The sequence below is a fragment of the Flavobacterium sp. DG2-3 genome (assembly GCF_030730925.1).
Classification (GTDB): domain Bacteria; phylum Bacteroidota; class Bacteroidia; order Flavobacteriales; family Flavobacteriaceae; genus Flavobacterium.
Genome location: NZ_JAVAMB010000011.1, coordinates 90,825 through 116,873 on the forward strand (window position 1 = coordinate 90,825; position 26,049 = coordinate 116,873).

The window sequence follows — 26,049 nt, forward strand, 5'->3', positions numbered from 1 at the left end:
TTTTCCTTTGCCTAAATAAATTTTGGAATATAAATAATCAAGCCTATTGCTATTGCAGTCATTGCAGCAAAAAATACTGCCCCTGCAGCGATATCTTTTATAAAACCGATTCGTCTGCTAAAATCGGGGTGGATAAAATCGGCTATTTTTTCAACTGCCGTATTTAATCCTTCAATGCTTAAAACAAAACCGATGGCTAATGTCTGACATAGCCATTCGGTTTGTGATATATGAAAATAGAACCCAGCGATGGTCATGATAATTCCCAGTGAGAATTGCACCATAATGCTGTGTTCGGTTTTTATTAATTTTACAGCTCCATTAAAAGCATATTTCATACTTTTTAAACGACCTGTAACAAAGGTATTATCTTTTTGAAACTCCATTTAAAGGAAAATATTATAGTACAGCTAAAGCAGCTTCGTAATTTGGTTCGTTTGCGATTTCAGCAACTTGTTCTGTGTGAAGAACTTTTCCATTTTCATCAACAACAATGATTACTCTTGAATGTAAACCTGCTAATGGTCCGTCAACAATTTCAAGTCCGTTTGCTTTACCAAAAGCACCAGTTTGGAAATCTGATAAGTTTACTACATTTTCTAAACCTTCAGCACCACAAAAACGTTTTTGAGCAAAAGGCAAATCTCTAGAGATACATAGAACAGTTGTGTTTTCTAATCCGCTTGCGCTTGCATTGAAAGTTCTAACCGATGTTGCACAAGTTCCTGTATCTACACTTGGGAAGATGTTTAAAACTAATTTTTTACCAGCGAAATTACTTAAAGAAGCAACTGATAAATCGTTTTGTACTAATTTGAAGTCAGCTAATTGCGATCCAACTGCTGGTAATTCGCCTGATGTATGAACTGGATTTCCTCCTAATGTGATAGATGCCATGATTTTTGTTTAAAATTAATGAGGCTCAAAAGTAAGGATTAAAATTTGAATCTAAAAGTATTTGTTATGGGTTTAAGGAGAGATTAAGAATGGTTTTGGGTAGCCACGAATTCACTAATTTACGTGTAGATAATTTGTCAAAGTTTAAAAATTTGACAAAGTTTTTCGATATAAATTGCCTCCAGCTTTAGCTAGTAGCACTTCAATCTAATGTATTATAAACAAAAACGGATGAGTTAATTTTCTCATCCGTCTTTATTTTAATCACAAAGAAAACTCACTGCTCCTAGTAAGGCGGCAATTTCATTATCGTTTGAAATGGAAACCTCAACTTTTAATCCTGATTCTTGAATCGTTTTATTAAATGATGCTAAAAACAAATCGCTAGCATTGGCAATTTTTCCGCCGATAATAATATGATCTGCTGTGAATTTTTGAATCCACGGAATAACAACTTTGGCTAAATCCTCCCCCATTCTTTCGAAAACTGAAATGGCCGACTGATCTCCACTTTTCGCTAAAGCATACAATTCTAAACCATTATTAAGATCTTCATTGCTTAAAGATTTATAATGTGACAAAAGACCTCTAACCGAAACATAATCTTCTGCCATACCTTCTTTATAAGGCAAATTATATATTTCTCCATCAGCTGGAACAGAATTGCCTGAACTGATTGATACTCCTTTATCAATAAAACAAGCACCTAATCCTGTGCCTAAGGTAACGGCCATTACTTTTTTAGAAAGATTTTCTTGCTGTTTAAAAACCTCCCCTTTTCCAAAACAAACGGCATCATTTTCAAAAAGAACCGGAAAATCTGCATTAAAACCAAGAGTTTCTAAAAGCAATTCTCTAATGTTTAATGCGTAAAAATGTTCGTATTTGGACTGGTCTTTAATCCAACAGATGCCGTTTTTATAATCAAATGGGCCAGGCATGCAAACTGCTATTCCCGTAATATTTTTAATTTTAGAATTTTCTATTGCAGTGCAGATTACTTTTTTCCAGATATTCATGACCTCAGATACGGACTTATTCGAATCGAAAGATTCTTTGCAGAGCGAAAAGTCCAAAACTTTCATATCGGTTTTATTGATAACCGCGGCAGTAATATGCGTTCCTCCTATATCTAGCCCAATGGCATGTGATGTATTCATTTTTACTTTTTTAGCTTTAGTACTAGATATTTTTATCTTTTAAAATTTGAGGATAATGAATATTGGTGTGCACAATCATTTCGCCGAATAATGTATTGGCCCAAGCAAACCATTTACGAGTAAATTTGTTCACATCGTCTTTATGAAATGATTCGTGCATAAATCCAGTATCGGCATTGGTTTTAATTAAATTGCTGATACAGGCTTTTATTTCTTTTTCGTCTACACTCGTAATCGCTCTTAAAACAATACTCATAGGCCAGATCGTATCGACTCCCGTGTGTGGACCTCCAATACCTTCTCCTGCTTTTCCTTTGTAGAAAAATGGATTGTTTTCTGATAGCACTACTTTTCTTGTATTCAAATACAAAGGGTCATTTGGAGCAATTGCGCCTAAATAAGGCAATGATAGTAACGAAGGCACATTGGCATCGTCCATCATATGGAAACTTCCGTATCCGTTTACTTCAAAAGCAATAATTTTTCCGAATTTTGGGTGATTGATGATTCCGTGTTCGTTAAGACCTTTTTGAACTTGATCTCTTAATTCTGTCGCCTTTGCCACTAAATCATCGTCTTTTAAAGCTGGAAGAGAGAAAATCTCAATCAGATATCCTAATATTTCAATGGCGAACATATTACTCGGAATCAAGTATCCAAACAAAGTAGAATCGTCACTTGGTCTAAAAGTCGACACAATTAATCCGCACGGTTTTACAGGATATCCGTAACCGCCTAACGGAACACCATCTGTTGCCCACGCCGTTTGACGCTGAAAACTGTAAGGTCCTCCTTTTCCGTCTAATCTTTGCTGTTCTTTAAAAGTTTGCAGAACTAATAGCATAGCTTCTTTCCATTTTGCATCAAATAAACTGATATCTCCTGTTTCTTTCCAATACCCGTGCGCTAAACGAACCGGATAACACAAACTGTCAATTTCCCATTTTCTTTCATGAATTCCGGGCTGCATTTTGGTAAGGTCATTTTTCCATTCGCTTTCCTTCGCAAAATCTTTATAAAAAGCATTCGCATACGGATCGAGCAGAATACATTTCGCTTGACGATTAATTACTCCTTTTACCAATTCTGCCAATTTTGGATCTTCTTTTACAAACGGAATATACGGCCAAATCTGCGCTGTACTGTCTCTAAGCCACATGGCATCGATATCTCCTGTAATGACATACGTATCTGGTTTTCCATCTATAATTTCAAAATCGACTGTGGTATCTAGTGTATTTGGAAAACAGTTTTCGAAAATCCATGCCAATTCTGGATTAGCGATTTGTTTTTTTACACGAACGATAGCAGCTTCGATTGCTTTACTTGTAAATTTTCTTTCGGCAACTGGAGGTCTTTTTGAAACAAAATCTTTTAAAGGAAATTGAAAAATATCTGAATTAAACCCGAAAGCTTCTGTTTGAATTGCCAATAATCCTGCTGAAAAAATGCCTGCGTTTTTTATAAATTTTCTACGTGACTGCATATCTTTTTATTTTGAATTTGAATAAGAATATGGGAATGCTTCTTTTGTTGTACCTCTTTTAAAATTAGGCGAATTGGTCATATCAAAATTTAATTCCCCGCCTTTTAACACCTCAAAATGATTGATATAATTTTTAGTATGAAGGGAATTATTCCATTGTAACTCGTTTACATATTTGTTGGTTTCCGAATTATTTGGCGCGTTGATAATAAGCTGTTTTCCGTTTTCTAATTGTAAGGTTGTTTTCTTAAATAAAGGCGCCCCCAAAACATATTCGTCTGTCGCCGGACAAACTGGATAAAATCCCATGGCAGAGAAAATATACCATGCAGAAGTCTGACCGTTATCTTCGTCTCCGCAATAGCCATCTGGCGTTGGTTTGTACAAACGATTCATTACTTCTCTCGACCAATATTGCGCTTTCCAAGGTTCTCCAGCATAATTGTACAAATAAATCATGTGTTGAATGGGCTGATTTCCGTGGGCATATTGCCCCATGTTCATGATCTGCATTTCGCGAATTTCATGAATCACGGCTCCGTAATAACTGTCATCAAAAATTGGAGGAGTCGTAAATACTGCATCTAATTTTGCTGTGAAATTTTTCTCTCCGCCCATTAAATCAATCAAACCTTGAATGTCATGAAAAACGCTCCAGCTGTAATGCCAGCTGTTTCCTTCGGTAAAGGCGTCTCCCCATTTAAACGGATTAAAGTTCGCTGGGAAACTGCCGTCTTTATTTCTTCCGCTCATTAAACCTACTGCTGGATTATAGAGTTTTTTATAATTCAGCATTCGTTTTTCATACAAACTAATTTCTTTTTTCGGGCGATTTAATGCTTTTGCCAATTTCCAAATCGTAAAATCATCATAAGCATATTCTAAAGTGCGAGCCGCATTTTCGTTGATTTTTACATCATACGGAACATATCCTAAAGTATTATAATACTCCACTCCTTTTCTCCCCACCGCTTCTAGCGGACCTTCGTTATTCGCTCCGTGCAGCAAAGCTCCGTACAAAGTATTGATGTCATAACCGCGTAATCCTTTTATGTAAGCATCAGAAACTACAGAAGCAGAATTGTTGCCTACCATTACATTTCTAAATCCTGGACTTGACCATTCTGGCAAGAATCCGCCTTCTTTATAATCGTTTATTAATCCTTCCTGCATTTCTTTATTTATAGACGGATAAACCAGATTTAGCAAAGGATATAAAGCACGAAAAGTATCCCAAAATCCAGTTCCTGCATACATATATCCCGGCAGCACTTTTCCGTTGTAGGGACTGTAGTGCACAATTTTTCCATCTTTATCAATTTCATATTGTTTTTGAGGAAAACAAACAGTTCGGTATAAACACGAATAAAAAGTCTTTAGCTGATCTGTATTGGTATCTTCTATAGCAATTTTTCCTAAAACTTTATTCCATTCTGCTTTAGATTGCGCAACGGTTTCTTCAAAAGTAGCTTCCCCCAATTCTTTTAAATTTAATTCGGCCTGTTCAAAACTTATAAAAGAAGAAGCCACTTTCACATTGACTTTCTCTCCTTTTTTGGTTTTAAATCCAATAACTGCACCGACATGATTCCCTTCTGATTCTAATTTATCAGCGGCTAAATCTTTATTCAGCCAAGTTGAATTCGCTTCAAACTTTTTATCAAACAACAAAACAAAATAGTTTTTAAAATTTTGAGGAACTCCGCCGCTGTTGCGTGTTGTATAACCAATTATTTTATTTTCTGAAGGAATTATTTTGATATAAGAACCTTTATCGAATGCATCAATTATAATGGAAGATTTTTCGTTTTCTGGAAATGTAATCTGAAAATGCGCTGCTCTTTCTGTTGTGGTAATTTCGGTGGTAACGTCATGATCAGCCAAATAAACGCTGTAATAATAGGGTTTTGAAACCTCAGCTTTATGACTGAACCAACTCGCGCGTTCGTCTTCGGCGAAAGCCAATTTACCCGTAACCGGCATAATCGAAAACTGACCGTAATCGTTCATCCACGGTGAAGGCTGATGCGTTTGCTTAAATCCTTTTATTTTCTCGGCAGTATACGTATAGGCCCAACCATCGCCCATTTTTCCAGTTTGAGGCGTCCAGAAATTCATTCCCCACGGTCGACAAACTGCAGGATACGTATTCCCGTTTGAAAGATTATGCAGCGATTGTGTTCCCATTAAAGGATTTACATATTCTACAGGATCTAAGTTTTTTACCTGTGCATTTAAGAAAAGGCAGGATTGCAATATTCCTAAAAAAATTAAACTCTTTATTTTCATATTATATGTGTTATCCTGCAAGGTTTCCAAAACCTTGTAGGTATTTATCTTTTTTGCGAAATTTAAATCTCATTTATCTAAACTTTAAATTATACCTACAAGGTTTTGGAAACCTTGCAGGAACGTGTAATCTAAAATCTAAAATTATTGAGGTCTATCTTCTTTTTTAACTCCCCAAGTCGTTGATGGTTTGTTTCCCATATATAATTTCAGTTCTCCCCCATTTACAATCATATCTTGTGTAATGTATGATTTTGTATAAGGTTTTCCGTTGAATTCTACTTTTTGAATATAGATATTTGAAGCGCTATTATTAACCGCATTTATTGTAAAAGAAACCTCTTTTGTATGATGAATCACGGCACTGTTTACCAACGGACTTCCTAAAACGTAAATTCCGTTTGCCGGATTAACCGAATAGAATCCCATAGAAGATAAAATATACCAAGCCGACATTTGCCCTAAATCTTCGTTACCGCATAATCCGTCTGGTTTTGTAGAATAAAATTTTTCATCGATTTCGCGAATTAATTTGGCGGTTTTCCAAGGCTGCCCAACATACGCATACAAATATGGAATATGATGATTCGGTTCGTTTCCATGTGCGTATTGACCAATTAAACCGCTGATATCTGGTGAAACATCTTCTCCTTCAACTTTATCAGTTAGTAAAAAAAGTGAATCTAATTTTGCGATAAATTTTTCTTCATTTCCAAACAATTCAATCAATCCGTACGGATCTTGAGGAACCAACCAAGTGTACTGCCACGCATTTCCTTCTACATAATCGTCTTTTCTATGTGCAGATGAAAGCGGATTAAACGGTGTTCTCCAATTTCCGTTGGTCAATTTTCCACGCATAAAAGTGGTTTCTTTATCGAAATACTGTTTGTATAAATTGGCTCTTTTGGTAAAGTAATTATAATCGTCTGTTTTGTTTAAAGATTTTGCCATTAAGGCGATACAATAATCATCAATGGCATATTCTAAAGCATTTCCAACAGATTCTAAGTGTTTATCGGCAGGAATATATTCGAGTTTTTGAACATAATCCATTCCGTCACGGGTCTGCATTGCCGTTTTTTTAATTGCTTCGTATGCTAAATTGGTATCGTAATCACGATATCCTTTTAAATACGCATCGACAATAACGGCTATAGAATGATTTCCGTTCATGGTATTGGTTTCGTTGCCCATTAAATGCCAGACTGGCAATCTGCCCTGCTGCTGATAAATCGCTAAAAATGATTTTACAATATCATTGATTTTTTCAGGTTGCACTATAGTATATAAAGGATGTAAACCTCTATAAGTATCCCAAAGCGAAAAAGTGGTGTAATTGGTAAAATTGGCTTTTTCATACACTTTTTTATCTGTTCCTCTGTAATCTCCATTGGCATCATTAAAAATAGAAGGCGCAAACATCGTGTGGTACAATGCTGTGTAGAAAACTTTCATTGTTTTTTCATTGGCTTTGATCTGAACTTTATTCAGTTCTTTATTCCATTTTGAATCTGCTAATTTTACAATCGCTTCGAAATTCCAATCTGGAATTTCTGCTTTTATATTCGCCGAGGCATTTTCTGTACTTACTGGAGAAATCCCGACTTTTACTAGAATCTGTTTGCTTTTTAAGGTTTTAAAATCTAAAACAGCTTTTATTTTTAAGCCTTCACCTTCTGTTCCTTTAACCACAGCTGTACTATCATAAACAGCCATATTGGTAATTGGTTCAGAGAATTCCATTGCAAAATAAATGCGCTGATCTGAAGCCCAACCTGCCGAATAACGATATCCTTCTATTTTATTTTCGCTGATTTTTTTAATGAATGTTTTTACAGGTCTGTCCCAGCCAATTCCGTCGGCAAGATCAATTAAAATATGAGAATCGCTTGTATTTTCGAAAGTATATTTATGAAAACCAACTCTTTCGCTGGCTGTTAATTCGGCTTTAACTTTATATTTATCTAAAAGAACGCTGTAATATCCAGGTTTTACCACTTCGTTTTTATGAGAGAAATACGAACCATAACCGTTTACCATATCTTCTTTTGTGCCTTTCGTCAAGCCGACTTTTCCGCTAACAGGAAGCACCAAAATATCATTTAAATCGCCAATTCCGGTTCCGCTTAAATGTGTATGCGTAAAGCCTAAAATCGTATTGCTTGCGTAGTTATATCCACTGCACCAATCCCAGCCTTCAAAAATATTTACCGGCCCCAGTTGAACCGCTCCAAAAGGAACATTAGCCCCCACAAAAACATGACCATGACCAGCAGATCCGATAATTGGATCGACATATTGCGTATAATTTGCCGTATTTTCTATTTTCTTTTTTTGAGAAAATGCAATACCGCCGCAAAACAGATTAAAAATTAAAACTCCGCTAAAAATTAGTTTGCTGTTTATCATTTGTAATTTTTTATTTTTTTTGAATTCATAAAGAATCCCTTCTTCTTTTATATAACCCTAGTAATAGAATAAAATCTTGTCTTCGTAAGGAGACGCACTGCGGTGCGTCTCTACATGAAAAATTTATAAAAACACCCAATAAAGGATAAATTATCGTCTTCATAAGGAGACGCACTGCGGTGCGTCTCTACATAAAAATTTATAAAAACACCCAATAAAAGATAGATTATCGTCTTCGTAAGGGAGACGCACTGCGGTGCGCCTCTACGGAAAAACTTTGTCTCTTTGTTTCTTTGTCTCTTTGTTTCTTTGTCTCTTTGTTTCTTTGTCTCTTTGCAACTTAGACCCTTAGCATCTCAGTACCTTAGTACCTACTCAAAACTTCATATAAAGAATAAATCTTAATATTTTCTTTCTTGACTTTTCCTTCAAACGAAATTATTTTTTCTTCTCCCGCTTGTAAATCAAAATAATTATCGCTCCATTTTCCGTTATACCCTTTGGCTGAGATGCAAATATATTTAGCTATTTTTTCTGCTTTTAGGATAATTGTGTTTCCTTTTATCTGCCAGTTTATTTTTGGATCTTCCAGTTTTAAATTTATCGGACGAGTAAAATCAATTTCTGGTTTGATATCGTCTCTGTAAGCTTCTCTTATAGCATACCATGCCGCTTTAGGCTGTCGGTTCTCGTAATCGGTAATGCTCCAACTTGCCACAGGCCAACAATCGTTTAATTGCCAGACCAAAGTTCCCATATTATACGGCGCTTTTGAACGATGGGTACCGACAATATTTTTTATAGAATAATAATGCAGACACTGACTCAAGTATGCATAATCTTCCAAATTCATCTTTTTTATTTTAGATGCATCTATAAAATATTTACCGAGATAGGAGTCTAACTTCTCAAAACCTTTACCCGCTTTTAAATGTACTTTTAGTATATCTGAATATAAATGACGATCTTCTTCTGAGGTAAAATTTTCAATTGAAGAATAATTAGGCAACGATAACATTCCATATTCGCTTACAAATCGTCCCGTTTTTTTTGTAACGGCTTCAATATCTTCCAATCCCCACCAAATGCCCCAATAGTGGCTATCTCCTTCTGTTACACTTTTAGGTTTTGACCAATGATATAATGGCGATGAACTTAAATAAGGACGTTTTCCGTCAACTTCTTTTACCCATTTCGGAATACTGTCGTGAAATAAACGCGTATAGTCTTTCCATAAACGAATCGAATCTTGTTTGGAAATTTTAAAACTTTTCATCCAACCCCAATTTTTAAAAGCTTCGTCAGATTCGTTGTTCCCGCACCATAAAACGATACTTGGATGATGGCGCAATCTCTTTACCTGATACTGCACTTCTTTTTTTACATTATCAAAAAAAGCATCGTCTCCAGGAACCATTGTGCCGGCAAACATAAAATCCTGCCAGACATTTATTCCGTATTTATCGCATAAATCGTAGAAATAATCATCTTCATAAATGCCTCCGCCCCAAACGCGAAGCATATTCATGTTGGCTTGTTTTGCCGATAAAACTATTTTTTCATATTCTTTTTTGGTTACTCTCGAAAGAAAAGCATCAGACGGAATGTAATTGGCTCCTTTCATGTACACTGGCTTTCCATCAATTTTAAAATAAAAAGATTTCCCAAGACTGTCTTTGTCTTGTATTAATTCAATCTTTCGATTTAAAACATACGGTTTCTCAGGCGCTTTTTCGTCATAAGCTTCTAATCTTGGCGTTTTCCATATTCCGCAAGTGGTGTATTTTGGTCCCCAATCCCAACCGAAATGATATTGCGCCTTGCGTACATAAGCTCTCGGATTGTCTGGAATTACAAATGGCTGATCTTTTTTAGCCAACGAATCGACTACATTTTGCGCCGATTGAAATACGATTCGCAAATCGTTATTTCCTGGTTTCAAGTTTTTTTTAACCTCAACACGCCATTGACGAAACATATTATCAGCTTTTAAAACCAGCTGATTGTTTACATATATGGATGCGTAAGTGTCTAATCCATCAAAAACTAATTCTGTATTTTTCTTTTTCAGCATTTTTGCAGTAACCTGAAAAACAGTTTTATATTCCCAGTTTTTACGTTCTATCCACTGCAAGTTTTTTTCGTTGTCTCTATAAAATGGATCAGGAATTAATTTATTGTTCAGCAAATCGGTATGAATTTCTCCCGGAACTGTTGCGGGATACCATTTTTGAGTTTTTTCTTCACGGTATGTCCAATTGTTTTTTAAATCGATTTGCTGTGCAAAAGCAATCGATGTAAAGCCTGCGAGGCATAAGCTCGTTAACCAGCGAAGTTTTTTGTGATGATTCATTTTTGGAGTACTATTTTATTACCTTCTAAAATTAGTAAAAAGGCACCTAATTTGGCAGTTTAGAGAAGGAAAGAACTGACCGTGTTATTCCTTCTCTGCAGAATTTATTCTTTGTTAGTAACTCTAAAATACAACTTGAAATATTTTCTTTACCACTGCCTATGTTTATTTTGGTTTTGATTTGTATTGTTTAAATTCAAATAATGAAATAAACTTTAAGTATATTTTTTTTAATGCTGAAAATAAATCCATCTTTTTCAGCAGAATACAATTTTGTTTTTCTGCGAAAAAAAAGCATTTGAATCTGCAAAATAACTTTCAATTACACTTTGGAGATCAATTCTTTATTTGGTTTAAAAATAAGCCGGGTATGCTCATTACCCGACTTATTTTAACTAACTAACCAACCAAATTTAAAATTCTATTTGTCCCACCAGATTCTTGTGGTCATTAAATCTAAACCTTGACGTTGAATTGCTTCTTTATAATTAGCCTCGTTTGTAATAAGCTCTGACTGATCATAAATTAATCTTCTCGGAATTGTTCCTTTTGTCTCTCCAGTTGGATCATTTACAGGAACTAAAACTGGGTAGCCTGTTCTTCTGTATTCTGAAAATGCTTCAAAACCATTAAACAATAACAAAATCCATTTTTGAGTGATAATCTGTTCGATTTTTTCTGCTTCTGTTCCTGCAGATTTGAACGGATAAGTAGTAATGTAAGTGGTATATTCTGCTGGTGAAACCAAAGGCACTTTGTCTCCAAAAATGGCTAAAATATTCATTGCCCCTCTTACTCCGTTTTCATAATACGTTTGAGCAGATCCTCCAACATTCCATCCTTTTACTGCAGCTTCTGCCAATAAATATTGAACCTCAGCATAAGACATAATTAGTGTTGGAGCATCATAACGCAATACGGTTGATGTATTTGGATCTGAGAAAAGTTTTTTGTCTCCTCCTGGAAATTCTTTTGCATCATTTGCCAAACCTTGCTGATTTGCAGGATTGTTATCTCCAGTTGCTTCTAGTTTTGCATAAATTCTTAAACGAGGATCGTTTGTGTTTTTCAATAAATCAATAAAAGTTTTACTGAATTTGATATTCGATTCTCCTCCATTCAAATCATTTCTAACCCATGAAGAAGTAATCGGATTTGTTTTTACTCCTGGAGGCCCTGCATCATGTCGCAAAACCAAACTGTCATCATTTGAAGTAAAAACGCCTTTAGCATAAGCTTTTTCTACAAATTCTTTTGCTTTTGCAGGATTTACTTTAGACAAACGCATGGCTACTCTTAACATTAAGGAGTTTGCCAGTTTTTTCCATCTTGCTACATCGCTTTGGTAAAATAAATCAGCATTTCCAACGAAAGGCTTTCCTGCGTCTAGCGCCGTTCCAGCTTCGTCCAATTCTTTTAAAAGATCATTATAAATAGCTTCTTGCGTATCGTATTTTGGAGAAAAAACGTTTCCGTTATATCCTTTTCCTGCTTCAAAATAAGGAACTTCACCATAAGTGTCGGTCAGTTTTTGAAACAAGAAAACTTTCATAATTCTGCAAGCTTGAATCATATTTGTATTTTCTGGCGTATCTTCTACTACAGATAATAATTGGAAAATCTGATTTAATCCTTTTCCGTACGTTTCTCCAAAAAGAGCAGCCGAATATTCAGAAGAATAGGCGTATTTCGAACCTGCGCCACTCGGTGACGAAAATTGCTGCACAATCTGCGCTGCGTAAATATTATTTCCTCTTGTGTTAGAAAAATCTTGTCCGTCAACATAAATTTCAGCAAGGGTAAACATCGATTTTACAGCTGGATCTGTTAAAGCGTTTGGATTCGTATTCATTTCTTCGAATCCTTTATCGCATGAAGCTAATGTCATAGCACTAACAATTGCGACACAAAATATTTTAATATATCTATTTTTCATCTTTTTTAGTATTAGAATTTGACATTAAGTGCAAAACCATAGTTTCTTGTCAATGGCATAGAAGCTCTCTCCATACCTTGCGCATTACTGTTTGAGTAATTGGATTCTGGATCTATGTTTGGAACTTTGTCATAGATAGTCCATAAATTATGTGCTGAAAAAGCTAAACTAACAGACTGAAATGGTGTTTTTTTCAAATATGCTTTTGGGAAATTATACGCAAAAGAAATGGCTCTCAACTTCACAAAATCGGCATCGTAAACAAAGTTTGAGGTTACATCGCTGTAACTTCTCCAGTAATCATAAGCCGAAACTGTTGTGTTAACAGGAGCTCCATTTACATCTGTTCCGCTTACTGCAACTCCGTTTTCACGACCTGGAAGCGTAATTTCACTTAATCCGTAACGAGTCCCTAACTGATTGGTAGCAGAATAGATTTCTCCTCCAAATTTAGCATCCATAAAAACAGAAAGAGTGAAATTTTTATAAGAGAAATCATTTGAGAATCCCATAGAAAGCGGTGCAACACCTTGTCCTGCAATGATTAAATCTCCTCTTAAAAATTTACCATTTGTATCTAAAACAATGTTTCCGTTTGTATCTCTTAAATAATCGTAAGCTTTAATAACTCCAAAAGGCTGTCCTTTTTCTAAAACTACATTAGCTCTTCCGTCTCTATTTCCTTCTAATGTTTTCGTTGTAATTTTATCCGAAAGATTCAGCACTTCACTATCATTATAAGCAAAATTATAACCTACGTTCCAAGTGAAACTTTCTGTTTTTACTGCTTTTACATTAATAGCAAACTCCACCCCTTTGTTTAGGATTTCCCCAACATTGATTTTCGTCGTTCTGTATCCAGAAGCTTGAGAAACATCGGCATCTGTAATATCATTTGTTGTTTTTTTGCTGTAGAATGTTAAGTCTGTGCTAACTCTATTATTGAAAAATGTGTTTTCAAAACCAAATTCAATTGTACTTACGTTGTACGGTTTTAAAGTTCTGTTTGGAATTGTTTCTCCATTTACACCCAAAATTGGCTGTCCTAAAGAATCTGTCTGTCCGTCTGGAGTGATATACGTTAAAGATAAAGCGTAAGCGTCTGGCAATGCACCTCCTACGTTACCCCAGCCTGCTCTAATCTTACCGTAAGAAATCCATTCTGGAAGACCGATCACTTCAGAATAAATAAAACTTGAACTTACAGAAGGATAAAAAGTACTATTGTTTGACGGATCTAAAGTAGAAAACCAATCTTCACGGCCTGTTAAGCTAAGAAATAAATAATCTTTGTATCCAATATCGGCAGAATAGAAAAGTGAGTTTACTTCGCTTTCTGAGAATAATTTTTCTGTTTTATCTGGCTGAGTATTTCCGTAGAAATATTTGAACGGAACAATAAAATTATTTCCTTTCATTTTAATACCGCTGTATCGGTTATGCTGACGGTTTGCACCAATAAAAGCATCTAGCGAAAGATCTTTAACAATATCTCCTTTGTAGCCTAAGAAACCAGAAGCATTCCATTCTGAACGTGACTCCACTCTGTTTTCGATAGATCCGCCTGGACTGTAGTTTATTCCAGTAGGTTCAATTTCAGTATACTCATAATTAATATCATCAATACCAATAACAGCTTTAGCATAAATTTTTTCTGTAATGTTATAATTTACTTTTGCAGATCCGATAAAACGCTTTCTAAGGTCGTCATTTAATGGCGATTTTGTAGCAAAATAAGGATTGGTATGATATACATTTGCTCCTAAATAATCTTCTTCGCCTCCGTTTGCATCATACGGATTGCTTAACCATCTAATATCTGTTCCCGGAGTCATGAAAGTAGTTGGGAAAGACGGGTTTCTTGGCGAATCGTTTAAATATGGACGGTTATGACTTTTCTCCGAAATATACTGCGCATTAGTTTCTACGCTGATTTTTTTATTTGGAGCCGAATTTAAGCTTAAAGCCACATTGTTTCTTCCAAAAGTAGTTTCAGGCAGAATAGATTCATCTTTGGTATTTCCGAAAGATAATCTAAAGTTTGTTGTTTCATTTCCACCAGAAATCGCTAAAGTATTACTGAAAGAATATCCCGTTCTATAGAAATTCTCCACATTGTCTTTTCCGTATGCCTGATAAGGTCTTGTAGCACCGTCAAGAGACAAAGAAGGTGTTCCGTCGTATTTATCTCCCCATGCAAAATAGTACGAATCTCTAAGTTCTTGCAAATTGGTAAATCTCGTTGGCACACCGCTCGCATTTGGAGCTCCAGCTCCATACTGATCTTGCCATTTTAAAAGGCTTGCAGGCGTATTAAAAGTAGAATTTGTACTAAAATCTACTCCTATTCCTGTACCGCTTTTCCCTTTTTTGGTCGTAATTAAGATAACACCATTTGAACCTCTGTACCCGTAAAGCGCAGAAGCGGCACTACCTTTCAAAACCGACATCGAAGCAATATCATCTGGGTTGAAAGAAGACATTCCATCTCCTTTATCAGCGCCTCCCCACATTCCTGCGTTTCCCTGCTGTGTATTATCAATCGGAATTCCGTCTACAACATACAGCGGCTGGTTCAATCCAGAAGCCGAAGTCGCTCCACGAATCACGACACGACTTGAACCTGATGGTCCCGTAACTGGCGCCGAAACATTTACACCGGCAATTTTGCCCTGCAAAGCATTTCCTAAATTAATTTCTTTATTTTTTGTCAGATCTTCGCCTTTTAACTCTCCAACGGCGTAACCTAAACTTTTCTTTTGTTTTTTAACTCCAAATGAAGTTACCACAACATCTTTCAATTCTTGTGTAGATTCAACCAGTGCAACAGTAACTCTGGTGTCTTTTTCCTGAAGCACAACGGTTTGTGACTGAAACCCTATAGAAGAAACAACAAGGGTAACTTTACCTTCTGGAACATTCATTCTAAATCGCCCTTCAGCATCTGTAACAGCACTAAATGGTTTTCCTTGAACTTCAATTGATGCAGCAACAACTCCCTTGTTCTCTGCATCTGTAACTATGCCGGTTATTAATCGATTTTGCGCGGCAGCACTTAAACTGCTAAGCAATATCACGCCTAACACTGCTAATATTTGTCTCATAAGCTTTTTTGGTTATTGGTTTTGACTTCGTTTTGTGTTTGTTCTACTCTGTTTGTTTTTAAATAATTAATAAAAAATTGTACTCTGTCTCAATGTCTCAGCGCCCATTTTTACTAAGGTTGCTGTTTTTGTTTTTAACTAAAACGTTTTAGTGAAATGACTAAAAAAAAGCCTAAACTCACTTTTCATTTTATATTTTTTTAAATTGATTCTCTTATAATTAAATTGCCTTTTTCGAGAACTTTTTCAATTTTAAAATCGTCCAGGTTTGTCATTTGACTCATTAGCAATTGTATGGATTTGACCGCTATCTGTTCTATCGGTTGGGCAACTACAGATATTGTGGGCGTATGCAGTTTGAAGCTGTCGTGATCATCAAAACTGATAACCGAAATGTCGTCTGGAATTTTGTATTTCAAATCTCGAAAAGCTTGAAGTCCCGCAAGTCCGAGATAATTGGCTAAAAAAAGAACGGCATCTATCTCTTTATTTTCTGTAAAGAAATTTATAATTGCGTCAATTCTGCTCTGTTCACTTGCGTGATAATCTAAATGGAGCGTATATTTTTCGTTATAAATTCCTTCTTCTTTTAAGGCTTCAACATATCCTTTTTCTCTCAATTTCATCTGAATCATTCCAGACTTATTATTCACGACTGCAATATTTTTTCGTCCTTTACTCATCAAAAATTTAGCAGCAGCGTAAGAACCTTCGTAATTATCCATCACAACATGACTTACTTTTTGATTGGCAAAATGTCTGTCAATAAGTACAACTGGTTTCTGGAGTTTTAAAAGCTGGCTTATTGTTTTTTCCAAATTTCGTGTTGGCGTAATAATAAAACCTTCCACATTTGCCTGCAAAAGACTTTGCACCAATTCTTCAGAACGGTCATTATCGTCATTTGTACTGCAATAAAAAACCCTATAGTTGATATTTTTTGCCTCGTCTTCGATCACTCTCGCCAAATCTGCAAAAAACTGATTGGATATATCTTCTACAATAAGTCCAATTGATCTCGTTTTTCCTGTCCGCAAACTGCTCGCAATCATACTTGGTTTGTATTGCAGTTTTTGTGCTACGTCCTGAACTTTTTTGATCACTGCCGGACTGATAGCCATTTTTTCACCCTTTCCGTTGATAACAAAAGACACAGTAGAAATAGAAACTTCAGCTTTTTTAGCAATATCTCTAATTGTAATCTTTTTCATCGGGTAATTATTTTATTGTTGCATATTTTAGTACATAGCAAATATATGTAAGTACAGCTTACAAAAACGTTTTAGTAAAATTTATTTTCAATAAAATGTTTTTTTATAGCTAAAAAATAACAAAATATTCAGTAATTACTAGATTTACCCCTGTTATTGTCATTCTGACTTTTAATATAGATTTTTATGTTTTTTGTATCAATTTGACTGGAAAATAATCTGTTTTTTAAAAAAATCCGCCGCTTTTCTATTCAAAAAAGCTGAGTAAAGTTTAAAAAACATTCGAAAGTTCTTTTTTATAGAATAATCAAAATTGCTTGAAATATTTCGAAAAAGTATATTTCCGAAAATCACTTTTATTCAATTTTTCTATATAAAAATTTAAACCAAATCCATTAGGCTTAATTCAAAAACAATAAATTTCAAAATAAAATTCGCCCATAAAGAATCCGAAGGATTCAAATATTTATAGAATTTTATGTCTCATCGTAGGTATGCCCCCTTCGGGGTCAAATATCTACGGCAGGAATCATTTGCTATACACATTTGAATCCTTCGGATTCTAATTCAAAATAAAATCTGCACCCTATAAAAGCAATATGCGTAGGAAAGAAAAAAATCACTATTTTTAACTAACCTTCATTTTTGCATTATGACCGATAAATCACAACTCTTAAGTTCCATTTTCAGGCATCTTGACGGCTTGGTTACTGCTCCTGTGGCAATTGCGCTAAAAAATAAATTTGTATTACCATTTATCTTAGACAAAAAGCAGACAACATTATCTGAACTTACAGCTGCTTTTAATGCCAATGAAGGTTATCTGAATGTCGCTTTGAGAGTTTTGGCTTCTCAAGGTTTTTTAGATTATGAAGTTGACAATAAAACGCAGATTATTACAATTTCTGTAAATGAGAAAACTGAAACCGCTTTTTCGCTGTTTTATCTCTACGAAGATGTTGTTACCTTACTTCAGCTCTCTATACAGTTTCATCCGCGTTTGTTTGAAGATACGCCTTTTGAAAAACTTAATGTAATTTTTGAAAAATATAAAAAAAGATACGGAATTGAGCCTTCCAACGATCCTCTAATCAATAGCATTCAGGAACAAATTTTAAAACATATTGAAGGCTATCTAATTGGTCCCACAATTGTGCGTCTGGCCATGAACGGAATGTTTCATAAATATTTTATGGAAACTTCTTTTAGACCCGAAGAATTTCATAAATCTCCTGAAAATTTTAAAAAGATTTTAGATTTTTTTGTGCATTTGGGCTGGTTTCTAGAAAAAAATGGAAATTATCAGTTTACAGAAGCAGGTTTATTTTTTGCTAAAAGAGCCAGTGCGTATGGTGTTACGGTTTCTTATTTACCAACATTTGCTAAAATTGAAGAATTAATTTTCGGCAATCCGGATGCCTTACGAACTGCTGAAGGCGAAAACGAAATTCATGTGGATCGTGAAATGAATGTTTGGGGAAGCGGCGGCGCTCACGACACTTATTTTAAAGTCGTGGACGAAATTCTAATCAAACTTTTTAACCTTCCTATTGAAGAACAGCCTAAAGGAATCCTGGATATGGGCTGCGGAAATGGCGCTTTTCTACAGCATATTTTTGAGGTAGTCGACAGACAGACTTTACGAGGAAAAATGCTCGATGAGTATCCGTTATTTATAGTTGGAGTAGATTACAATCAGACTGCTTTGAAAGTTACTCGAGCCAATCTTATCAATGCAGATATCTGGGCAAAAGTAATCTGGGGCGACATCGGCCGTCCTGATTTACTTGCCAACGATCTGAAAGAAAATTATAACATTGACCTAAAAGATCTTCTTAACGTAAGGACTTTTTTAGACCACAATAGAATCTGGCAGGAACCAAAACATATTAGTTCAAATAGAGTCAGTAGCTCTACCGGAGCGTTTGCTTACAGAGGAAAACGAATTAGCAACAATCAAGTTGAAGACAATCTTTTGGAACATTTGCAAAAATGGTCGCCTTATGTGCATAAATTTGGTTTGCTTCTAATAGAATTGCATACCATAAATCCGAAATTGACTGCCAACAATTTAGGCCGAACACCCGCAACAGCTTATGATGCAACTCACGGTTTTTCTGATCAGTATATTGTTGAAATCGATGTTTTTAATGCCATTGCAGCAGAGGCTGGTTTGTTTCCAGATAAATCTATTTTCAAGCGATTTCCAGATGCTGATACGGCGACGGTGAGTATAAATTTATTGAAAGGAAAATAAATTATGGAAGATTCCTAAAAGAATTACCAATCGTCCATAATTTATTTAAGATTTAAGGAAACAACTACATCATCGTATTAATACGAATACTTGCTTTTATAAGTGCCAAAGCAGATATTTTCGACACGTGAATATCTTTTGGCTGATGATGCGAATTCTGACTAACCAATTTCACAAATTCCTGGCCTTGATCTGATTTCTGAACATATTTTACGGTGATATATTCTTCCCAATCGTTCAGCTTTACACTTAAAAGATACATTTCGCCAAAAAAGATATTTTCAAATTCTGTTTCCTTATACAGAATAATATCTCCAGATTTCAATAACGGATACATACTATCTCCTGTTACAGAAATTGCGCCGTCACATTTTGGAAGATTCGGAATTTTTATCGTATCCAAAATTCTTTGCGGTTCTCCACTGCTAAACAATTCTCTTAAACCTGCAACCGCTTCTAAATCATATAAAGGAATTTCCTGAGTTGCATGCAGCGAATCGATTGTTTTTCTATCACTATTCATAATCATCACGCTAGTATTTTCTTCTTTAATCATCGGTCCGTTTCCTGTTAACAGCCACTCTGAATTTAGGTCCGGATAGTGATGTAATATTTTACACGCTTTATCTGTTCCCATATTGCTGCTATTGTCTAAAAACTTATTAGAAAAACCTAAATCATTACAAAACTTATACTTAGTAATCCCTTTATAATCAAGATATTCCCGCACTCTTTCCGTTGACCCCATAAAAAAGATGTATTATTTTACGTTAAAAATTTGTTTTAATGTATTATTTTACATTATATTTGCAAAGTAAAGAAAAATAAAATTGAAAAACAAGGGGTTAAGCCAGAAAATATATTTGAAACATAAATAAACAAAACCCAAAAACAAACACAATTAATTGATTTACAACAAACAAAACAACAAATACATGATACGTAAAAATTTTACCTTAAAATCCAAAAAAAATGTAAAATACTACGCATCTAAAATAATACTTAACTAGAATCAAAAAATAGCATTAATCTTTAATCCAAATCGAAAATGGAGACAAATCAAATCAAAGAAAAAATTCGGGAACTGGAAAATTGGCTTATTGAAAATCCAAATAGCCCCGAAAGGAGTTTAATCGAATCTGACATTAAAAAATTAAAAAATCAATTAGAAAAAAACATGAGTAAAGTACAAATCGAAGAACGTATTGCAACATTATATCTGGCACTTCAATACTGTTCTGAAAAAAAGAAAACTTTTACCGCCGGAGAAAGAATCTGTATTAATCAAGAACGTTTTCAGTGGATGCATATTCTGGATAATGAAGCCGCCACTCCCCGTCCTGTTTCAGCAAATATTGAGAATAAAATAAACGATGTCTTGAGACTCGCCTTACAGAACAATTTTAAACCGTATTACGGAGATCCTTTTAAAGAAGAAATTTTATTAAACGCCTAAAAACAAACCTTATGAACACTCCAACAGCAAACAATTTTAAAACTATGGACTTATCTCAATTTTCTGCTCAACAGTTAAAAGAAGCTTTAAATCAAATTGAAAATAAAAAATTGGAAGAAAGAGATGCTTATAAAAAATTAGTCGCAGAAACGATTCCGAAAGCACTTTCAAGATTGCACGAAACGTCTGAAATGATGCGAAATGCCAAAACGGAAACTTTTCAATTATTTGAAACTATTCTGGATTTAAAAAATCAGGTTTATGGTTTTAAAGAAAAACAAATGTCCCACACTTTCTCTAACGATAAGGAAGAAATTACCATTGGCTACCGCATTAATGAAGGTTGGGACGATACGGTAACTATTGGAATTGAGAAAGTTCAGAATTACATTTCGTCACTTTCTACGAATAAAGAAACAGCGTCGTTGGTAAAAATTGTTTTCAATCTTTTAAAAAAAGATGCTAAAGGAAACTTGAAAGGTTCTAGAGTCCTAGAACTTCAAAAACTGACTAAAGAATTTAATAACGAAGAATTTACAGATGGTGTAGAGATTATTGCTTCTTCTTTTAAACCTGTGCGTTCGAGCTGGTTTATTGAGGCTAGCAGAATTGACGAAAATGGCGTAAGAACTAATATTCCGCTTTCGATGTCTTCTGTCGATTTTTTACAAGGATACGCTTTTAATTTCTTTAACGAAAACAAACAAAATCATGCAGCTTAATCACGACATTTATTTATCGCTATTGCTCACTATCTTGTTAATATTGACCAATTTAAAACCAATACTTTTATTTAGAGAATGGTTTTATTTCAAATTAAAAACAACTTTTAAACAATATTTAAATGAGCGTAAAAATAAAGCCAATTACCGATCATGAAAGTTACCAAGTAAATGAACATACGATCGTTAAAGATAGACTTGGAAACTGGAACTGCGAGAATGATTTATCTACTAGAGAACGTCGCGCTTTTCTTCAGTACGAAAAGATTGTGATAAAAAATCCAAGATTCAAAAAGCATACAACAGCCACTTACAAAGGCTAAAACTGACCTTCTAACTTGCAGCCTAAAATGCAAGTAAAAAAATGGTTCCTGTTTCTTCTTCTTTCTGAAGCGAAACAGGAACCGGAAAAACGGGCGATTTCTGCCCTAATAAAATAACAGCCAAAACGCATTCTTTCTATTGGAATCTAAACCTATAAAGGTTTGGAAACAGGATTGTCATGCGGAGTTTGCTGACCTGAATTGTTAAATAAAATCTTTAACAAATACCTCAGAACGAGGTTTACAATAAAATGGCATTTGAGGAGTAAAACCATTCATAAAAAATGATCAAATGGTTTTGGCTGTCTTAAATATGATGTCGTCGCTTATACAAGCAATTCACTTTTTCAAACTTCGTTCTTCTTAAAACTTTTCTTTTTTCTATCATTCAAAATATATTTCTCATGCCTATATCTTCAAACAGAAGCCTCGGAATTCAAAAAAATAAATTAATGCGTTATAAACTCATTAAAGAACTATATCAAAAACACAAAACAGAAGACATTCCCACTACTGTGGTGTGGCGCAAATATGTGTATCCAGTATACCCGATTTCTAGAACCACTTTATATGAAATTCTGTGTACACCTATCACTTCTGAACTAAAAAAAATCGAAGAACTTCTGAGCAATCAGAATCGAATTTCATAATTAATACAAAAGAAAAATTATTCTTTTTTTAATCTTCAAAAACATCCTTTTTGCTATGCAAAGATGAGTCATTTACTCTATCTAAAACGACTTCTGTTCGCTTTCCTTACAACTCTGTAAAGCCCTAGAATACAAATGTTCGCAGACCTTGCAATCATTTTTTTTAGGGCTTTTTTCACCCAATCTTTGCAATCTCAAAAGGAAACAGCTCACTCCAAAAACGGGAGCAAATTTCTGGTTTTGTTTCTCCAAAAAATGGCTTCCAGGCTGTTTGCCAAAGACAATTTAATCACACACTCAAATCGCAATAACACAAAATGGAACAATTTCTATACCCCTCGCTGACGGCTTTTTTTGCCGCCTTTATTACTTGGTTTTTCTCTATGCGAAAATCATTGGCACAAGATCGTGCCGCCGAACTAGACAATGCTGTAAGTGCCGTAAAATATTACCGTGATCTGCTAGATGACATTACGGCTCGCCTTACCGCTGCCACCGAAACCATCAAAAAAATGGAAATACAACACAAAGAACTCATGCTCATCAATCAGCAATTGGTTGACGAATTACAAAAATTTAAACAGCTAAACGGAAAAACATCATGACACTTGCTCAAAAAACTTTAGAAATCGCCACTGCCCAGATTGGCGTGGAAGAGATTCCGAGAAACAGCAACGCTGGCCCAGAAGTAGAAATCTATTTAAAAAGCGTAGGTCTTGGCAAAGGTTATGCCTGGTGCATGGCTTTTATTTACTGGTGCACACAAAGAGCTTCGGCTCACGTTAACACAAAAAACCCTTTAAAGAAAACTGGTGGCGTTTTAGACCAGTACAATTCCAGACCTCTTTTGGCAAAAAAAATACCTCAGCCTGGAGATGTTTTTATTATGGACTTTAACAACGGTACAGGCCACGCTGGATTTGTAGAAAAAATAGTAGGAAACACTCTTTATACTATTGAAGGCAACACCAATGATTCTGGAGGACGAGAAGGCTATAAAGTCGCTCGAAGAAAACGAGATATCAAAAGCATTAAAGGTTTTTTGCGCCTTTAAAAACAAAATTTATAAACCCGAAATAATGATGATAAAAAACTTAAAAGCTCTGATTTTTTCAATTGCCATTTTCTTAGTGGTGATTTCATGCCGAAGTCCGAAACCGGTGCAAAACGAAAATAGAATTCAGACGATAACTGTTACCGAAACTCTACACGACACCATTTTTAAGATTGCGAAAGACAGCAGTTCTTACAATGCATTACTGGAATGCTTGAATGGAAAAGTCATTCTTAAAAATGTTATTCAAGCCGAACCAGGGCGCACATTAAAAAGCCCAAGGGTTCGACTGGATAACAATACATTAAGCGTTGACTGCAACTTAAAAGAACAGGAACTCTACGCTGCCTGGAAATCGAAACAGGTTAAAGACGTTCAAGAAAAAACCATCACCATTACCAAATTTATCAACTATTTGACTTTTTGGCAAAAAGTACAGATTTGGCTAGGGAGAATCCTTCTTGTTTTACTGCTTTTTCTAATTGGACAATTCGTCTATAAACTCTACAAGCCTTTTGGGTTCAAATAAAAATTTTATTAAATAACACTTAAAATATGTCCGCACAGTCTCATTTTTTTATAGAGTCAGGGGGATTTCCGCAACAGCAGCCAGCTCAGGGTTTTGGTCCTAAGTCTGAAACTGTTTTCAACCTGACTTCTCGATTTACATTGGATACTCCAAAAAAAGCATTCTCCATCTGCAAAGGAGTAGTTTTAGTACAGCCTCAAACAGGCAATGATGATAAAGTAAATCTTATTCTTCGCCCTTACAAACAGCCTTTTCCTGGATTAAACATTAAATATTTTGTTTATAGAGGATTGAAAAAAAGTGATTTTTTTCATAAAGACTCAAATGACAACAATTTGGTTACCCAAAAGACTTCCTCATCTTCTGATTTTATTACTAAAATAAACGATGATTTTGAAGACTTTTATAACGAAAACACTTCAATTGAAAAACCTCTATTTAAAAGCGGATTTATTGGTTACAATGAACCTGCGCAGGATCCCGATCCAAACAACCTTGCTCTACTACTATCAACTCCTTTATCTGATTTCTTTTTTAAAGAATCGAAGTTTGAAACGAAAGATAACACCGAAGAAGAACAGCATCCTTTTGAACTTCCACTAATTGATAGCGGTGAAACGTTAGGAAGCTTTGCAGAAGGTGTATGCGGAATTGATGTCGTTTTAAACTATGGCGATTACAAACATGATTTTGACAATTCTGAGTTTGCTTTCAATTTAGAATATGCACGAAAACCCTTTGCAGAAATTATAGTAAACAGTTCTTCTACTGAATTTGCAAAAAAATTACAGCGTGAACAAAGTACGCAGTTTATTGATATTGCTGCTTTTTATGGGTTGCATACTGCCGATAGTACAGTAACAGTAGATGCTTCTGGAATTAAAACAAAGAAAACTGGAAACGCTATTTATAGTGATGTCATTAACAATTTTGCGACTAAAAACAATTGGTACATCTACATCCAAAGCGATCGCACCCGCAGTTATGATTTTTATGGAAACTATAAAATTGGTGAAGGTCCTGAAAATCTAAAAACAGGATTATTAGAAAATCCTGTTACTAAAGAAGTGCCTATGACTGCCATGACGTATGGAAATTCTGGCTGGCCAGTTTTAGTTAACACTCAAGAACAGGCAAATACAGTTACCACAAATAATTTGTACTTACAATTTCCAACAGACAACAATAACAATACAGCTTTTTACGGACAGATTGCCAATGTCGCAAACGCTCAAAAAGATACTTTTATCAATGCTGATGGCTTACGCTTACCACCTGATGAAGAAGGAAATTATGCTGATTTTACCTCAACCATTCAGTTGACAACTCCTGCTTTGGAAGGCAAAAACATTGCTTCGCTAAGTATTTTACTTTATCAAGGAAAAGTGAATATGTATACTGGCGAAGAAATTCCTGATGAAGAGGGAAACCCTATAATTACCTATAGACAAGCCAACTTTTTTGATAATGTTTTTAATTTAATAAAAGCCAGTCCATTATTGAATTTAGGGACTGATGACAGTTACTCCAGAATGACTTCTGAAAAACTGAATCTTATCAATGAGTTTTACGATAAAAAACAACAAGGAATTTCGATTGTACAAACGCTTACCGTGCACGACCTCATCGAAACAGGAATTGAAGAAACACCCAATCTTGCGCGCGTAACCTACATTACAGAAGCTGTAGATGTTATGAACAATGCTGTTTCTGCTACTGGAAGCACAACCTCAACAACTTATACTTCTCCTTCTGCAGGAGGTGCTGTTGGCAGCAGTAAAACCTATCAACTACCCGATCCTTACTATTATAGTTTAAAACTATTTACAGATAGTACTGAAACCATTACTGGATTGGAACTTAAAACTTTGGATGGCTCTACTCCTAACAAAATTATTTTAGGACTTACTAAAGAAGAAAACGATTCTATAAAAACTCTAATTACCGAAGACAAAAAGAATCCTCGTTTGTTTTTAATGGATCTTTTTAAAGATGTCACTAATCTAATTTCTCCTGAAAATATCACATATCAGAAATACAAAGTGGCAATTGTAGTCGAAGATGCTGAAGGTAATAATAAGCTAGAAGAGCCCAGCAATCCTGTTTTTGTTTATTCACTTGATCGCAAACATCATTTTAGCCAAGGATATAGTGAATATGTGACAACACCTGATAAACTTTTTAAACAAATTATTGACTTAACCCTTTAA

Annotated in this window: 20 protein-coding genes; 9 read left to right on the forward strand and 11 right to left on the reverse strand. The window is 35.0% G+C overall.

Annotation, left to right across the window (positions count from 1 at the left end):
- Positions 1-11: 11 nt before the first annotated feature.
- From Q9Q97_RS15980 to Q9Q97_RS16025, 10 genes are all read right to left on the reverse strand, one after another.
- A complete protein-coding gene (locus Q9Q97_RS15980) occupies positions 12-386 on the reverse strand; it encodes a diacylglycerol kinase family protein (protein ID WP_125721653.1) in 375 nt (124 codons plus the stop codon).
- Between the two features lie 13 nt (positions 387-399).
- A complete protein-coding gene (tpx, locus tag Q9Q97_RS15985; protein WP_306158862.1) occupies positions 400-897 on the reverse strand; it encodes a thiol peroxidase in 498 nt (165 codons plus the stop codon).
- A gap of 260 nt (positions 898-1,157) precedes the next feature.
- The gene (locus Q9Q97_RS15990; protein WP_306158865.1) at positions 1,158-2,057 is read right to left on the reverse strand and encodes an ROK family protein; all 900 of its coding nucleotides are present in this window, start codon (positions 2,055-2,057) and stop codon (positions 1,158-1,160) included.
- Between the two features lie 22 nt (positions 2,058-2,079).
- Positions 2,080-3,543 carry a glycoside hydrolase family 125 protein gene (locus Q9Q97_RS15995; protein WP_306158866.1) on the reverse strand — a complete coding sequence of 488 codons (1,464 nt, stop codon included), beginning with the start codon at positions 3,541-3,543 and terminating at the stop codon, positions 2,080-2,082.
- Between the two features lie 6 nt (positions 3,544-3,549).
- A complete protein-coding gene (locus Q9Q97_RS16000) occupies positions 3,550-5,832 on the reverse strand; it encodes a GH92 family glycosyl hydrolase (protein WP_306158868.1) in 2,283 nt (760 codons plus the stop codon).
- Positions 5,833-5,976: 144 nt separating this feature from the next.
- Positions 5,977-8,244 carry a GH92 family glycosyl hydrolase gene (locus Q9Q97_RS16005; RefSeq protein WP_306158870.1) on the reverse strand — a complete coding sequence of 756 codons (2,268 nt, stop codon included), beginning with the start codon at positions 8,242-8,244 and terminating at the stop codon, positions 5,977-5,979.
- 364 nt (positions 8,245-8,608) lie between these two features.
- Positions 8,609-10,597: a glycoside hydrolase family 2 protein gene (locus Q9Q97_RS16010; protein WP_306158872.1), complete on the reverse strand. Its 1,989-nt coding sequence runs from the start codon at positions 10,595-10,597 to the stop codon at positions 8,609-8,611.
- Between the two features lie 421 nt (positions 10,598-11,018).
- Entirely contained in the window at positions 11,019-12,533 is a 1,515-nt protein-coding gene (locus Q9Q97_RS16015; protein WP_306158874.1) for a SusD/RagB family nutrient-binding outer membrane lipoprotein, read from the reverse strand.
- Between the two features lie 11 nt (positions 12,534-12,544).
- The gene (locus tag Q9Q97_RS16020) at positions 12,545-15,637 is read right to left on the reverse strand and encodes a SusC/RagA family TonB-linked outer membrane protein (RefSeq protein ID WP_306158876.1); all 3,093 of its coding nucleotides are present in this window, start codon (positions 15,635-15,637) and stop codon (positions 12,545-12,547) included.
- A gap of 200 nt (positions 15,638-15,837) precedes the next feature.
- On the reverse strand, positions 15,838-16,848 hold the full coding sequence (locus Q9Q97_RS16025; RefSeq protein WP_306158878.1) for a LacI family DNA-binding transcriptional regulator: 1,011 nt from the start codon (positions 16,846-16,848) through the stop codon (positions 15,838-15,840).
- A 652-nt stretch (positions 16,849-17,500) separates the two neighbouring features.
- Between Q9Q97_RS16025 and Q9Q97_RS16030 the strand changes: the two genes are divergently transcribed.
- Positions 17,501-19,105: a class I SAM-dependent methyltransferase gene (locus Q9Q97_RS16030; RefSeq protein WP_306158880.1), complete on the forward strand. Its 1,605-nt coding sequence runs from the start codon at positions 17,501-17,503 to the stop codon at positions 19,103-19,105.
- A gap of 64 nt (positions 19,106-19,169) precedes the next feature.
- Here Q9Q97_RS16030 and Q9Q97_RS16035 read toward each other — a convergent pair whose 3' ends face one another.
- Positions 19,170-19,853 (reverse strand): S24 family peptidase, encoded by a 684-nt coding sequence (locus Q9Q97_RS16035; protein ID WP_306158882.1) that lies wholly within the window; start codon positions 19,851-19,853, stop codon positions 19,170-19,172.
- Positions 19,854-20,153: 300 nt separating this feature from the next.
- On the opposite strand from Q9Q97_RS16035, the gene Q9Q97_RS16040 reads away from it, so the two are divergent.
- From Q9Q97_RS16040 to Q9Q97_RS16075, 8 genes are all read left to right on the forward strand, one after another.
- Positions 20,154-20,561, forward strand: a complete 408-nt coding sequence (locus Q9Q97_RS16040) for a hypothetical protein (protein ID WP_306158884.1) — start codon at positions 20,154-20,156, stop codon at positions 20,559-20,561.
- Positions 20,562-20,572: 11 nt separating this feature from the next.
- Entirely contained in the window at positions 20,573-21,283 is a 711-nt protein-coding gene (locus tag Q9Q97_RS16045; RefSeq protein ID WP_306158886.1) for a DUF3164 family protein, read from the forward strand.
- Positions 21,284-21,405: 122 nt separating this feature from the next.
- Positions 21,406-21,606, forward strand: a complete 201-nt coding sequence (locus Q9Q97_RS16050; protein ID WP_306158887.1) for a hypothetical protein — start codon at positions 21,406-21,408, stop codon at positions 21,604-21,606.
- Between the two features lie 404 nt (positions 21,607-22,010).
- Entirely contained in the window at positions 22,011-22,256 is a 246-nt protein-coding gene (locus Q9Q97_RS16055) for a hypothetical protein (RefSeq protein ID WP_306158889.1), read from the forward strand.
- Between the two features lie 317 nt (positions 22,257-22,573).
- Positions 22,574-22,861 carry a methyl-accepting chemotaxis protein gene (locus Q9Q97_RS16060; protein WP_057119681.1) on the forward strand — a complete coding sequence of 96 codons (288 nt, stop codon included), beginning with the start codon at positions 22,574-22,576 and terminating at the stop codon, positions 22,859-22,861.
- A complete protein-coding gene (locus Q9Q97_RS16065; RefSeq protein WP_306158891.1) occupies positions 22,858-23,310 on the forward strand; it encodes a CHAP domain-containing protein in 453 nt (150 codons plus the stop codon). The genes Q9Q97_RS16060 and Q9Q97_RS16065 overlap by 4 nt, the downstream gene beginning before the upstream one ends.
- 25 nt (positions 23,311-23,335) lie before the next feature.
- On the forward strand, positions 23,336-23,839 hold the full coding sequence (locus Q9Q97_RS16070; protein ID WP_306158893.1) for a hypothetical protein: 504 nt from the start codon (positions 23,336-23,338) through the stop codon (positions 23,837-23,839).
- 26 nt (positions 23,840-23,865) lie between these two features.
- Positions 23,866-26,049 carry a hypothetical protein gene (locus Q9Q97_RS16075; RefSeq protein WP_306158894.1) on the forward strand — a complete coding sequence of 728 codons (2,184 nt, stop codon included), beginning with the start codon at positions 23,866-23,868 and terminating at the stop codon, positions 26,047-26,049.

Coding starts and splice junctions, on each gene's coding strand:
- Q9Q97_RS15980 (WP_125721653.1), bottom strand. CDS start 386: ATGGAGTTTCAAAAAGATAATACCTTTGTTACAGGTCGTTTAAAAAGT.
- tpx (WP_306158862.1), bottom strand. CDS start 897: ATGGCATCTATCACATTAGGAGGAAATCCAGTTCATACATCAGGCGAA.
- Q9Q97_RS15990 (WP_306158865.1), bottom strand. CDS start 2,057: ATGAATACATCACATGCCATTGGGCTAGATATAGGAGGAACGCATATT.
- Q9Q97_RS15995 (WP_306158866.1), bottom strand. CDS start 3,543: ATGCAGTCACGTAGAAAATTTATAAAAAACGCAGGCATTTTTTCAGCA.
- Q9Q97_RS16000 (WP_306158868.1), bottom strand. CDS start 5,832: ATGAAAATAAAGAGTTTAATTTTTTTAGGAATATTGCAATCCTGCCTT.
- Q9Q97_RS16005 (WP_306158870.1), bottom strand. CDS start 8,244: ATGATAAACAGCAAACTAATTTTTAGCGGAGTTTTAATTTTTAATCTG.
- Q9Q97_RS16010 (WP_306158872.1), bottom strand. CDS start 10,597: ATGAATCATCACAAAAAACTTCGCTGGTTAACGAGCTTATGCCTCGCA.
- Q9Q97_RS16015 (WP_306158874.1), bottom strand. CDS start 12,533: ATGAAAAATAGATATATTAAAATATTTTGTGTCGCAATTGTTAGTGCT.
- Q9Q97_RS16020 (WP_306158876.1), bottom strand. CDS start 15,637: ATGAGACAAATATTAGCAGTGTTAGGCGTGATATTGCTTAGCAGTTTA.
- Q9Q97_RS16025 (WP_306158878.1), bottom strand. CDS start 16,848: ATGAAAAAGATTACAATTAGAGATATTGCTAAAAAAGCTGAAGTTTCT.
- Q9Q97_RS16030 (WP_306158880.1), top strand. CDS start 17,501: ATGACCGATAAATCACAACTCTTAAGTTCCATTTTCAGGCATCTTGAC.
- Q9Q97_RS16035 (WP_306158882.1), bottom strand. CDS start 19,853: ATGGGGTCAACGGAAAGAGTGCGGGAATATCTTGATTATAAAGGGATT.
- Q9Q97_RS16040 (WP_306158884.1), top strand. CDS start 20,154: ATGGAGACAAATCAAATCAAAGAAAAAATTCGGGAACTGGAAAATTGG.
- Q9Q97_RS16045 (WP_306158886.1), top strand. CDS start 20,573: ATGAACACTCCAACAGCAAACAATTTTAAAACTATGGACTTATCTCAA.
- Q9Q97_RS16050 (WP_306158887.1), top strand. CDS start 21,406: ATGAGCGTAAAAATAAAGCCAATTACCGATCATGAAAGTTACCAAGTA.
- Q9Q97_RS16055 (WP_306158889.1), top strand. CDS start 22,011: ATGCCTATATCTTCAAACAGAAGCCTCGGAATTCAAAAAAATAAATTA.
- Q9Q97_RS16060 (WP_057119681.1), top strand. CDS start 22,574: ATGGAACAATTTCTATACCCCTCGCTGACGGCTTTTTTTGCCGCCTTT.
- Q9Q97_RS16065 (WP_306158891.1), top strand. CDS start 22,858: ATGACACTTGCTCAAAAAACTTTAGAAATCGCCACTGCCCAGATTGGC.
- Q9Q97_RS16070 (WP_306158893.1), top strand. CDS start 23,336: ATGATGATAAAAAACTTAAAAGCTCTGATTTTTTCAATTGCCATTTTC.
- Q9Q97_RS16075 (WP_306158894.1), top strand. CDS start 23,866: ATGTCCGCACAGTCTCATTTTTTTATAGAGTCAGGGGGATTTCCGCAA.